The 11,971-nt window shown below is 65.5% G+C and carries 9 protein-coding genes; 4 read left to right on the top strand and 5 right to left on the bottom strand.

Annotation, left to right across the window (positions count from 1 at the left end; genetic code table 11):
• Positions 1-301: 301 nt before the first annotated feature.
• The gene (locus tag CKO35_RS18230) at positions 302-427 is read left to right on the top strand and encodes a hypothetical protein (RefSeq protein WP_274600832.1); all 126 of its coding nucleotides are present in this window, start codon (positions 302-304) and stop codon (positions 425-427) included.
• 30 nt (positions 428-457) lie between these two features.
• Here CKO35_RS18230 and CKO35_RS11090 read toward each other — a convergent pair whose 3' ends face one another.
• The 3 genes from CKO35_RS11090 to dacB form a co-directional block, all read right to left on the bottom strand.
• Complete coding sequence (locus CKO35_RS11090; protein ID WP_200176033.1) at positions 458-2,647, bottom strand: YgiQ family radical SAM protein; 2,190 nt, start codon at positions 2,645-2,647, stop codon at positions 458-460.
• A gap of 10 nt (positions 2,648-2,657) precedes the next feature.
• Complete coding sequence (locus CKO35_RS11085) at positions 2,658-2,933, bottom strand: late competence development ComFB family protein (RefSeq protein ID WP_200176032.1); 276 nt, start codon at positions 2,931-2,933, stop codon at positions 2,658-2,660.
• A gap of 116 nt (positions 2,934-3,049) precedes the next feature.
• Positions 3,050-4,480 (bottom strand): D-alanyl-D-alanine carboxypeptidase/D-alanyl-D-alanine endopeptidase, encoded by a 1,431-nt coding sequence (gene dacB / locus CKO35_RS11080; RefSeq protein ID WP_200176030.1) that lies wholly within the window; start codon positions 4,478-4,480, stop codon positions 3,050-3,052.
• A 110-nt stretch (positions 4,481-4,590) separates the two neighbouring features.
• On the opposite strand from dacB, the gene CKO35_RS11075 reads away from it, so the two are divergent.
• From CKO35_RS11075 to CKO35_RS11065, 3 genes are all read left to right on the top strand, one after another.
• Positions 4,591-4,869 carry a DUF4389 domain-containing protein gene (locus CKO35_RS11075; RefSeq protein ID WP_200176024.1) on the top strand — a complete coding sequence of 93 codons (279 nt, stop codon included), beginning with the start codon at positions 4,591-4,593 and terminating at the stop codon, positions 4,867-4,869.
• Between the two features lie 355 nt (positions 4,870-5,224).
• Complete coding sequence (locus CKO35_RS11070; protein ID WP_090209413.1) at positions 5,225-5,509, top strand: 2Fe-2S iron-sulfur cluster-binding protein; 285 nt, start codon at positions 5,225-5,227, stop codon at positions 5,507-5,509.
• A gap of 39 nt (positions 5,510-5,548) precedes the next feature.
• Entirely contained in the window at positions 5,549-5,905 is a 357-nt protein-coding gene (locus CKO35_RS11065) for a 2Fe-2S iron-sulfur cluster-binding protein (RefSeq protein ID WP_200176023.1), read from the top strand.
• A gap of 169 nt (positions 5,906-6,074) precedes the next feature.
• Here CKO35_RS11065 and recD read toward each other — a convergent pair whose 3' ends face one another.
• Together recD and recB are read right to left on the bottom strand one after the other, a co-directional pair.
• Positions 6,075-8,198 (bottom strand): exodeoxyribonuclease V subunit alpha, encoded by a 2,124-nt coding sequence (recD, locus tag CKO35_RS11060; protein ID WP_200176022.1) that lies wholly within the window; start codon positions 8,196-8,198, stop codon positions 6,075-6,077.
• Positions 8,198-11,965, bottom strand: a complete 3,768-nt coding sequence (gene recB / locus CKO35_RS11055; protein ID WP_200176016.1) for an exodeoxyribonuclease V subunit beta — start codon at positions 11,963-11,965, stop codon at positions 8,198-8,200. Before recB ends, recD begins: the two co-directional genes overlap by 1 nt.
• Positions 11,966-11,971: the final 6 nt, after the last annotated feature.

The raw sequence follows: 11,971 nt of genomic DNA, 5'->3' as shown, positions 1-11,971 counted from the left end.
ACTGAGGGCCAGCTCGAAAGGGCTGGAACCACCACCGGACCCTACCGTGACCCGGACAGCGCGCCAATCGGCAACGCTTGGCGTGATGAGGCAGAAGTCAGCAGACGGCATAGTAGCCAAATGCTCACCGTAATGGGTGAGACACGGTGAAGGCCCGAACCTCCGGCAACGAGAGAGACCCGCGTGTCTCAACGGCCGTAATGCGCCCGACCGGGTGAAACGGCCTTGGCGATTCGTTGGGTAACCAGCGTTGAAGGTCACCATGGTTGCATGGTCCTTTGAACTCCGGAGGAAACGCCCCGTGCGGACCCGCATGCGGGGTGTTGTGGAGGCCGGGGGAGAAAAACCCCCGGCTATCCGATTGCTGCTGTTACCGGTCATCGGCTTCATCCTCTGGCTGCTGCTGGGACCCAAGGCGGGGCGTTAACGCGAAAAAACCCGGGGATGCGGGGGCAGATCAGCGACGCTTGCGGGTACGGGACCCGGCCACCGCGCCGCGATCCGTCACCGGACCACGAGGGCTCTTGCGGCGCGGCGCGGGACGCTCGGCGGCCTGCACCGGTCGCCGGCGGCCCTCCCCCGTGGCTCCGGTTCCCGCTGGCTGGAAACGGGGCACCAGGTGACGCCTGCCGTTGCCGATCAGGTCGGCCCGCCCCATGCGCTGCAGGGCTTCCCGCAGCAGCGGCCAGTTTTCCGGGTCGTGGTAGCGCAGGAATGCCTTGTGCAACCGGCGCTGACGCAATCCCTTGGCGGTCGACACCCGCTCACTGCCCCGGGTCACCGGCTTGAGCGGGTCCCGCTCGGCGTGATACATGGCGGTGGCCAGGGCCATGGGACCCGGCAAAAAGGCCTGGACCTGATCCAGACGAAAACCGTTGTGCTTGAGCCACAGGGCCAGATGCAGCATGTCCTCATCGGTGGTGCCCGGATGGGCGGCGATGAAATACGGCACCAGATACTGTTCCTTGCCCGCCTCACGGCTAAAGCGCTCGAACAGCTCCCGGAACCGCTCGTAGACATCGATGCCCGGCTTCATCATCCGTGACAGGGGGCCGGGCTGGGTATGCTCCGGGGCGATCTTCAGATACCCGCCCACATGGTGGGTGACCAGTTCGCGGACGTATTCCTTCGACTCCAGGGCCAGGTCGTAACGCAACCCCGAGGCAATCAGCACCTTCTTCACCCCGGGACGCTTGCGGATACGGCGATACAGCCGGATCAGGGGCCCGTGATCGGTATTCAGATTGCGACAGATACGGGGATGCACGCAGGACAGACGGCGGCAATGGGCCTCGATGGCCTTGTCCTTGCACCCGAGCTGGTACATGTTGGCCGTCGGCCCGCCCAGGTCCGAGATGATCCCGGTGAATCCCTCCACCTTGTCCCGGATCTCGTCCACCTCCCGTTCGATGGAGTCCTCGGAACGGGACTGGATGATGCGCCCCTCATGTTCGGTGATGGAACAGAAGGTACAGCCGCCAAAGCAACCGCGCATGATGTTCACCGAGAACCGGATCATCTCCCAGGCCGGGATGCGCGCCCCCCGATAGGCGGGATGGGGGGCGCGGGTAAAGGGCAGGTCAAACAACTGATCCAGTTCGATGGTGCTCAGGGGAATCGGCGGCGGATTGATCCACAGGTCCTTGTCTCCATGCCCCTGCAACAGGGCACGGGCATTGCCCGGATTGGTTTCCAGATGGATCAGGCGCGAGGCGTGGGCATAGAGCACCGGGTCATCCTGTACCGTGTCGCAGTCGGGCAGACGGATGACGGTCCGTTCCCGGGGGTGGGCCGTCAAGGCACGCCGCTGGACGCGAATGACCTGGGCACCCGCGGCCTTGCCCCAGGCCACGGCCTGACCCGGGCCGCACTGCTCCGGAATCTCCTCGCAGTAAGGGTCTCGATGGCGCTGCACCGGCCCGGGCCGGTCCACCAGGGTGGAGTCCAGCACATGCCAGTCTCCCGGCGGGGTATCCAGCAAGAAGGCGGTGCCGCGCAGATCCTTCATGTCCCTGGGATGTTCCCCCCTGGCGATACGATGGGCCGCCTCCACCAGGGCACGCTCCCCGTTGCCGTAGATGAGCAGATCGGCCCGGGAGTCCAGCAATACGGAGCGGCGGACCTTGTCGGACCAGTAGTCATAGTGTGCCACCCGTCGCAGACTGGCCTCGATCCCGCCGATGATGACGGGCACGTCCCGATAGGCCTCCCGCACCCGCTGGCTGTAGACGATCACGGCCCGGTCCGGCCGCCGGCCACCCTCGTCGTCGGGGCTGTAGGCATCGTTGCTGCGCAGGCGGCGGTCGGCGGTATAGCGGTTCACCATGGAATCCATGTTGCCCGCGGTCACGCCGAAGAACAGATTGGGCCGGCCCAGGGCCTGAAACGGTTCCGGGGAACGCCAGTCGGGCTGGGAAATGACCCCCACCCGGAAACCCTGGGCCTCCAGCAGGCGGCCGATGATGGCCACCCCGAAGCTGGGATGATCGATATAGGCATCACCGGTCACCAGAATCACATCACAGCTGTCCCAGCCCAGCTGATCCATCTCGTGCCGGGACATGGGCAGGAAGGGCGCGACGCCGAAGCGTGCGGCCCAGTAGGGGCGATAGGAAAAAAGAGGTCTGAAGACGGCAGTGGGGTTCATCTAAGGATAGTCAGGTTTCGCGCAGTTCCTGGCGCCGGTGAGTGGTACGGAAGGCATAATCCACCGCCTCGTTGACCTGGCGGTTGATCACCTCCCAATCCTCGTCGGTCAGGCGGGTGGTGAGATCCACGGAAAATCTCAGGTAGCGGGGTGGCAGGCGATTGAGGGCCACGCAGGCCAGATCGTCCATGTGCACGGTATCCAGCGGTTCACCGGACTCCAGCAGGACGTGACGGATACGGTCGTACACCAAGTGTTCATAGTAATTCTGAATACCGCCGATCATTGGGAATTCCTCCGAAATGCAACCAGGCATGGGGCCAGCCGGTATCCGCCGGTTACCAGGATAGTAGCGCAGCTTCAACGGCGTAGATATCAGGCGCGACTCATACGGCCGTGTCATTACCCCTGACGATACACCCAGCGCAGCAGGACATCCTGGATCTCAAGACCGGCCCAGCGATGGGCATTGGGATGATTGATCAAGACCACCACCACCAGATCACGTCCACCGGCGGTGCGCACATACCCGGCCACGGAAGACACACCATTGATGTAACCGGTCTTCAGGTGCATCCGCCCTGCCTCGGGCTGGCCCACAAAGCGGCGACTCAGGGTGCCGTCCATGCCCGACAGGGCCAGGGACGAGACATACTCCGGCATGTATGGACTCCGGCGGCCCGCCATGAGCACCGCCGCCAGCTGGCGGGCGGAGATCCGGTTGGTGCGGGAAAGACCAGCGGCGTTATCCATGATCAGTCCCCGGGTGTCGACCCCTTCCCGTTCCAGGACCTCCCGAATGGCGGCATACCCCTTTTCCAGGGTGGCCGGACCGCCATACCGGTGGGCTCCCAGGGCCAGCTTCATGTGACGGGTCATGACGTTGTTACTGTGCTTGTTCACCGGCCGGATCAGATCACCCAGCGGCGGTGAATGGTGCACCACCCGCGGACGGGACGCAGGATCGGGGATCCGGCCCAGACGCCACCCTCCTTCCAGGACACCCCCCCATTGCCCCCACAGCTCCGTGAACAGGCTGTAGGCATATTCTTCCGGCGGCAGGGCGGTACGCAGCAGACTCACATCCTCACACCCCCTGGGCAACTCCCCTTCCAGCAGCACCCTGGGTACCGGCTGCTCCCGGGCCACATGAAAGCCAACCCCCTGGGGAAAACTGTCGCAGGCCTGCGACCCCAGGCGCAAACGGTTGTCCAGCCGCAGATCCGCCAACGGAGGATCCAGCGCCACCTGCACGGAATGCCCGTCCTCAGCGGGATGAAACTGGAAGCTGATGGCATTGAAGTTCATCAGCAGGGCGTGGGGCGGCTGGTTATAGGCCCGGAAGGGTTGCCCGTCAAAGGCACCGGGGTCTTCCCGGGGAATGTCGAAATGGCTCAGGTCGAAGACCAGGTCACCCTGGATACGCTGGATACCGGTACGCCGCAGGGCACCGGCCATCTTCCATACCTCCTGGGCCACCAAAAAGGGGTCTCCACCGCCGCGGATGTAGAGATCCCCCCGCAGGGTGCCGTTGACCACCGGGGCAAAGGTATGGATTTCCGTCTTCCAGGTATGGGCTGGCCCCAGTATTTCCAGGGCCGCATAGGTGGTCACCAGTTTGATCGCTGAGGCGGGATTGCGCGGCACGTCCGCCCGGTGCTCCAGCAGCGGGGCGCCCCCCGTCACCGGCTGAACCAGGACGCTGATGCCCTCGGCGGGTATCCGGTACTGCTCCAGCAGACGCTGCACCTGGGGCGGGAGCGGCTGTGCCACCGCCTCCGTGACCATCAACAGACACAAACACAGGGATACCAGGACACGGACAAGCGACATGGCGGGGGATCTTCGATACAGGGGAGAGAACATGGGCCGGAGCGTATATGGACAGTCTTGTGCACTGCAACTATATCTACATCTGAGTCCAACACCCCAAGGAGACCCTCATGGAATCCAGTCCCTCAAACGAGGAAACCGTCCGTCCCATGCCCCGGAATCTATGGGTGCATGGACTGATCATGCTGGTCCTGTTGCTGCTGGTGAATCTGGCACAGACCATCCTCGGTATCTGCGCCATATTGCAATTCTTCTGGATGCTGGTGAACAAGGAACGTAACGAGGCCATCGCCCGTTTTGGTGAGGGTGCTGCCCGTTGGCTTTCGACCACGGCGCGGTTTCTCACCGGACGATCCGATGAACGTCCGTTTCCATGGGCGCCATGGTAATGATCCGGCGGTGACAATGCCACCGGGCAATCCGGGCCACCAGCTGCCCGGATTGCCCGGCCTTCAGTCCTGACCCCACCTTCACTCCCGCGAAAGCGGGAGTCCAGGGGATGCCCCTCCGTGACCGGATCCCCGCCTGCGCGGGAATGACGGGGTCAGAACACTTACAAATATCCAGGTTGTCTTGAAGCTCACATACGCCGGGCCTTGCACAGGCTCACCAGAAAAAACCTAAAATATTGAAAATAAATAAAAAAAACACACAAAGCACAAAAATTAATACTCGGTATAAATATTGCTTCAACCCGGCTGCGAGTGATTCGCCATGACATGACGACAATGAGGAGAATGCACCGTGGCCAAGGCCAAACTGACGTTCAAGGATATCAATCTCACCGTGAGTGCCCCGGTCGGGGTACGGGTGATCGAGATCTCGGAAAAGGTGGGCTCTGGGATCATCTACGGCTGCCGCGAAGGTGATTGCGGCACCTGCCTGATGGAAGTAGAGGAAGGCTGGAACAATCTCACCGAACCCTCCGTGGTGGAACACAAGGTACTGCGGGAAAACAACGCCGGTCGGCACCAGCGACTGGCCTGCCAGGCCCAGGTACTCGGTGACGCCACCGTACGCCCGGTCTGATCCGGCATCCAGTTTCATCACCTTGAGGAGATCACACCCATGCCCAACATCACCTTCACCCATCCCGACTACAAGGACAAGACCGTGTACGCGGTCGCCGGTAGCCATACCGAAACCATCCTGAAGATCGCCCGGGAAAACAAGCTGCCCATCAACTTCGACTGCCAGGATGGCGAATGCGGAACCTGCCTGATCAAGGTCACCCACCTGGACAAGAAGACCCCCAAGGGCGGCCCACTGACCGCCAAGGAACAGACGGTGCTGCAACAGCTCGGCAAGCTCAGCAGCGATGACATCGAGCAGATGTCCGTGGACGACATCCCCTCACAGTGGCGTCTGGCCTGCCAGATGATCGTCAGGGACGAGGACCTGCTGGTGGAATACGGCGTCAGCTAGGGAGATTGTGCACAGGCCCCGGCGCTTTTACCGGGGCCAACCCATTGTCAAGACTTGACATTTTCGACAGCGGAGGAAATGCTGATCCGTTGAGTCGTTTGAATTTCCCGCTGGTCATTTTCTGGCCAATCTGTTTTGAACCCATGCCCGGACGGGGGTTTTGACGGGTTCATGACATGGTTTCCACAGAGTTTTCCACAGGTTTTGTGGATAGCAGCGCCCCCTTGAGTCCGCTGCTTCGAAGCACCCGCCGTTTCACCCCCGCTTCCAGAATGCCCGCCCTGGGCATCAACAGGCTGAACCACCGACTGGCGCGGGTGATGGCGGTGTAGATCAGCTCCCGGGTCAGGATGGGGCTGGGGGCGTCCGGCAGGACCAGGGCGGTATGGCGGAATTCGGACCCCTGGGATTTGTGCACCGTCATGGCGAACACGGTTTCCACCTGCCCCAGGCGACTGGGCAGAATCCAGCGCACCCGAGGGCTTCCGTCCGCCGTCGGGAAGGCGACCCGCAATACCCGGCCGTCCGGGGCTTCCGGATCCGGCATGGACAGGGCAACGCCCATGTCCCCGTTCATCAGCCCCAGGCCGTAGTCATTGCCGGTGACCATCACCGGCCGCCCGGGATACCAGACCCCTTCCGGCGCCAGCAGACCCACCCTGCCCAGGGCCTGGGCGATGCGATGATTCATCTGCTCCACGCCCCAGGGTCCGCCACGGATCACGCACAGACACTGAAATTCGGCCTGAGCGCCCAGGATGCGTCCGGCCCAGTCATCCACCGCTTCGCGACAGGCATCGTCGCCGGGATCGGTGTCGCGCATCACGGCCAGATAGTGGGCATGGCCTCGGGGCCGCTCCCCCTGCCCTGCCCCATCGTCCTGGAACAGATCCCCGCCGCCCTGGATCAACACCTGCTCCAGGGCCTTGTCACCGTCACCGCGCAACGGCACCCGGGCCAGGTCCGGCAGCCGGTCCCCACCGTCCCACACCGCCGCCACCTGGGCCGGATCCCCCCCGTTGACCGCCCGGGCCAGACGCCCGATGCCACTGTCAGCGCCGAAGCGGTGGCTTTGTCTGAGCATGATGATGTGCTGATCCAGGGGCCGGCCCGTGCTATCCACCATGGCGGGGGGCAATGCTTCACCGCTGACCCCGCGCAACCAGTCCCGGATCCTGGATGAATAGTGACCGCCGTCGGCCCGGTCGCAGAGTTCACCCAGCACCGCGCCCGCCTCCACCGAGGCCAGCTGGTCCTTGTCCCCCAGCAGGATCAGGCGGGCCTCCGGCGGCAGCGCCTGTACCAGCTGGCTCATCAGTTCCAGATCGATCATGGAGGCCTCGTCCACCACCACCAGATCCACCGGCAGGGGGTTGCGGGCATGATGGCGGAAATGGCGACTGTTGGGCCGGCTACCCAGCAACCGGTGCACCGTGGTGACCTGGGTGGGAATGGCGGCGCGGATACGCCGCCCCAAGTCATCATCCGGCAAGGGTAGCGCCCCCACCCGGCCGGCCACGGAACTGTTGAGCCGGGCCGCCGCCTTGCCCGTGGGGGCGGCCATGCGGATGCGCAGGGGCTGGCCGTCCCCCTCCGTCTGCCCCGACAGATGCAGGGCCTGCAGCAGGGCCAGCAGACGCACCACCGTGGTGGTCTTGCCCGTGCCCGGCCCGCCGGTGATGACCGCAAAGGCACCACCGGCAGCCAGGGCGCAGGCGATACGCTGCCAGTCGGGGGCATCGGGCCCCACCGGGCCGAACAGCCGATCCAGCCAGTGACGCATGCGCTCGCCGGACAGGGCCTGGCGCAGCCCTTCCCCCATTGCCAGCCGTTCACCGATGGCTTGCCCGATGCCCTGCTCGTACTGCCAGTAGCGCCGCAGATAAAGACGCTGCCCGTCCAGCACCAGAGGCGTGGTGCCCACGCCCGCCGCCACCAGTGACGGGGCCTGCGCCAGGGCCTGATACAGGGTCGGCAACACCAGGCCCGCCAGACACCAGGAAGGACGGGGGGGCGGCAACACCCCGTCGTCCGATTCCGGCGGCAGGGACAGACTCAGGTCCGGGTCCGCCAGCAAGGCCGTCAGGTCCAGACAGACATGACCACGCCCCAGCTGGTGGCTGGCCAGGGCCGCCAGCAACAGCACCAGCGGCGGGGTATCCGGCGCCTGTTCGTGCAGAAAGACCGCCAGGGCCCGGTCCAGGGGGCGCAGCCAACCCCGTTCGGTCCACTGATCAAGCAGGGTTCGCAACGACGGCCAGTGGGTCAGCAATGTCTGCGGTGTCATGGACATCAGGGCTGCTCCCGCCGGGCAAAGAGTCCGTCCAGGGCGTCCATGAAGTCGGCGTCCGGACGCTCGAAGTGAATCCCGCCGCCGTCGGCGTCCAGCCCGCGCAGGAAGAAGATCAGGGCGCCCCCCATGTGTCGCTCGTACGCATAGTCCGGTAACCGCGCCCGCAGCAGCCGGTGCAGCGCCAGACAATAGAGGCTGTACTGGAGATCGTAACGTCGGGCGGCCGCCGCGCTGGCCAGGGCTTCGGGGCCATAGGCGCCGGCCGTATCCCCCAGCCAATTGGACTTGTAGTCCGCCACGTAATAGCGCCCCTGGTGTTCGAACACCAGGTCGATGAAACCCTTCATCATGCCGTTGAGGGTATCCGGCAGCAGGGCCGGCCGAGGGCGGCCGTCCAGGGTATGACGGGTCACCAGCCGGTCCAGGCTCCGGGTGTCCACCTGCCCGGCCTGGAACCAGAAGTCCATTTCCGCCTGACAGTAGGCCAGTTGCCCCAGTACCAGGGGCGCACCTCCCGGCTCCCATTGCAGGGGGAGCCGCAGCAGGTCCCGCAACCACTGGTCAATCGGATCGATCCAGTGCTCCCAGCCCCGGTGATGACAGCGCCGGGCCACCAGTTCCCGCAGCGGTGCCGGGTCCCGGGCCAGGGTCTCGAATCCGGTGCGGGCCATCCACTCCAGGAGGCCGTGGAGGAAGGTGCCGGGCTCGGGGCCACGGGGGAAATCCGCCGGTGGCGCGACCACCGGGGATGGGGATTGCGTCATGGCCGGGGTATCCGCGTCATTCCGGGCCGGTGGCGCGGCTGGGAGGGATCCGGCCTCGTCGACGGCCTCCCGCAGACGCTCCTCCTGGGCCGACTCCGGATCGGGACGCGGCACCGGATGGTCCTGGCCGACGAGCCTTAATGCACTGTAGCTGGCGATCCACCAATGTTCCCGGGCCGGGCGCAGGGGCCGCCGGGCCGGGCGAGTGCCCGCCGTGACCGGCGCCCGATCCGGAAGGCCCGGTGCAATCACCGGCACCGGAGGGGCGGGCATGATCCGGATCACCTCATCAATGGGCGGCACCTGCACCGATGACATATCCGTGGGCAGCAGATCATCGGCCCGCAGGGCTTCCAGCCGGGCACGCAGTTCGGCGGGCGCGACGGGCTTGCCGCCCCCGAGCAGGCTGCCCAGGGCGCTGCGATGAAAACCACCGTCACGGCTGCGATCCTTGACCGGCGCCACCCCCAGCCAACAGGCATGACAGGCCCGGGTCACCGCCACGTAGAGCAGACGCACATCCTCCGCCAGACGGGCCTCGTCGGCCCGCTCAAGATTCTCCGGGGAGGGCGTGAAACTGACCACCCGTCGCCCCGAACCGTCCCGGTAGATCAGGGGCGGCTTGCCGCCGTTGCCGGGCCGGTAACCGGCAATGAAGGGCAGGAACACCAGGGGATACTGCAACCCCTTGGACTTGTGGATGGTAACCACCTTCACCAGATCCTCGTCACTTTCCAGGCGCAGGATCTGCTCGTCACCGGCCTGCCGGTTCGCCTGCCGGTGCTCCACCAGATGGCGGATCAGGGCATGCTCTCCCTCCAGCTCCGTGGCGGCCGCTTGCAGCAGCTCGCTCAGGTGCAGCAGGTTGGTGAGCCGGCGTTCGCCGAAGGGCTGACTGAACAGGCGCCGGGGCAGCTCGAAATCATGCATCAGGTGCCGCAGCATGGGCAGCACGCCCTGGCTGCGCCAGTACCGGCGGTAGCCGCGGAACTGTTCCACCCGGCGTTCCCAGTGCAGTTCATCCTGGTTGAGGGCGTCCAGTTCCGTCAGGGACAGGTCCAGCAGCGGGGTGGCCAGGGCCGCCCGCAGCAGACGGTCGGATTCCGGCTCCGCGCAGGCCCGCAGCCAGCGCAGCAGGTCGCCCGCCTCCGGGCTGAGATAGACCGACTCCCGGTCGGAGAGATAGACACTGCGGATCTGATGGGCACGCAGGGCCGCCTGGATCAGGTTGGCCTCGCCCCGGTCCCGAACCAGCACCGCCATGTCCCGGGGTTTGAGGGGGGTGAAACCGGGATTGTCCGGGTCGTCGGGGCGGGAGAAACCCGCCCGGCCGGTGCGGCCGGCCGCCAGCAGGTCCGCCATTGCCCCGGCACAGCGCACCGCCATGGTATCCATGTAGGCCTGCCTGCCCAGGGTGTCATCGCCCTCCAGATGCCACAGGGTCAGGGCCGGCTGGAGTTGGCCCTGCACCTGCAGGCGCGTGTCGCGACCACGGGACCGGACCGGCAGGAAGGGCACTGGATTGTCTGCGGTCCGGTCGGGCCGGAACAGGAACGCCCCCCGGGGATGCTCCCGTTCTCCCAGGGCAAACAGCCGGTTGAAACCGGCCACCGCCGCCTCGGTGGAACGATAATTGACACCCAGGGTGTAATGACGCCCCCGGGTGGCCAGGCGAGCCTTGAGGTAGGTATGGATGTCGGCGCCGCGAAAGGCATAGATGGACTGCTTGGGATCACCGATCAGGAACAGCCCGGCATCCGGCGTGCCCGCCGCCAGGTCGTAGACCCGCTCGAAGATGCGGTACTGCACCGGGTCCGTATCCTGAAACTCGTCGATCAGGGCCACCGGAAACTGACGGCGCAGGGTGACGGCCAGACGGTCGCCGTTGGGTCCGTCCAGAGCGTCCCGCAGACAGGTCAGCAGATCATCAAAGCCCAGCTGGGCCCGACGGCGCTGGGCCTGGCGAAAACGCCGCTGCACCCAGGCCGCCGCGTGACCCAGCACCTCGGCGGCCAGATCCCGGTCCAGTTCATCCGCCTGCTCCAGCAGCTCAAAGGCCGGGTGGAGATTAGCAGGCAGGCTGCCCCCCTTCTTGAGCCGGGCATTCATGCCGGACCGGCTGAGCTGTTCCAGCGGGTCCTGACTGCCCGGGGGCTCGGGGCGCAACCGGGACGGTTCCTGAGCCCATTGGCGCATGCACGCCAGCAGACGATCGGAATTGCGATACTTGTTGCCGTTGAGCACGGGCAACAGGCCATGGCGGAACTGATCCGCCAGGGTGTCGAACTCATCCCGCCAGGGGGCCTTGAGGCGTTCCAGCAGGGACACCCGCGTCGCCAGGATCCCGTCCAGGCAACCCGGTTCATCCTGGGGCGGATCTCCCGCCAGCAACCGTGAGAGGATGGGCAGCAGGGCCTCCGGCCCGTCACCCAGCACCTGCCGAAGCAGGCCGAAATCGGCCGCGCCGCGGGGATAGACCACGGTGCGCCAGTAATCCCGCACCGCCTCGGCCAGCAGTTCGGACTGATCCGTCGCCAGGTTCTGGGTAAACAGACTGCCGCTGTCGAAGGCGTGTTCCCGCAGGGCCCGGTAACACCAGCCATGGATGGTGGACACCGCCGCCTCGTCCATCCACTGGGCCGCCTGCTCCAGACGGCGGGCCGCCTGGGCGCGTTCAGCCGCGTCGGGATGATCCGCCAGCAGGGCCGACAGGAACGCATCCGGCGACTGTCCGAGAGGGTCACGAAACACCCGGGCTGCTTCCATCAGCCGGGCATGGATCCGTTCCCTTAGCTCCCGGGTGGCCGCATCGGTGAAAGTGACCACCAGAATCCGGGGCGGCAGCAAAGGCTCGGGAAAGGCGTTCGCCCCGCCATGGCCCAGTACCAGCCGCACATAGAGGGCGGCAATGGTGAAGGTCTTGCCGGTGCCGGCGCTGGCCTCGATCAGGCGGCTGCCGTGAAGGGGAAAATGCAGGGGATCCAGAACCCGGACATGGGACATGGGATA

This window comes from Ectothiorhodospira shaposhnikovii, from assembly GCF_016584105.1.
In the GTDB taxonomy this organism is placed as follows: Bacteria; Pseudomonadota; Gammaproteobacteria; order Ectothiorhodospirales; family Ectothiorhodospiraceae; genus Ectothiorhodospira; species Ectothiorhodospira shaposhnikovii.
The sequence above is the reverse complement of the archived record's forward strand: the minus strand, read 5'-3'. Positions and strand labels throughout refer to the sequence as shown.

Coding starts and splice junctions, on each gene's coding strand:
- CKO35_RS11090 (WP_200176033.1), bottom strand. CDS start 2,647: ATGAACCCCACTGCCGTCTTCAGACCTCTTTTTTCCTATCGCCCCTAC.
- recD (WP_200176022.1), bottom strand. CDS start 8,198: ATGTCCATGACACCGCAGACATTGCTGACCCACTGGCCGTCGTTGCGA.
- dacB (WP_200176030.1), bottom strand. CDS start 4,480: ATGTCGCTTGTCCGTGTCCTGGTATCCCTGTGTTTGTGTCTGTTGATG.
- CKO35_RS11075 (WP_200176024.1), top strand. CDS start 4,591: ATGGAATCCAGTCCCTCAAACGAGGAAACCGTCCGTCCCATGCCCCGG.
- recB (WP_200176016.1), bottom strand. CDS start 11,965: ATGTCCCATGTCCGGGTTCTGGATCCCCTGCATTTTCCCCTTCACGGC.
- CKO35_RS11085 (WP_200176032.1), bottom strand. CDS start 2,933: ATGATCGGCGGTATTCAGAATTACTATGAACACTTGGTGTACGACCGT.
- CKO35_RS11065 (WP_200176023.1), top strand. CDS start 5,549: ATGCCCAACATCACCTTCACCCATCCCGACTACAAGGACAAGACCGTG.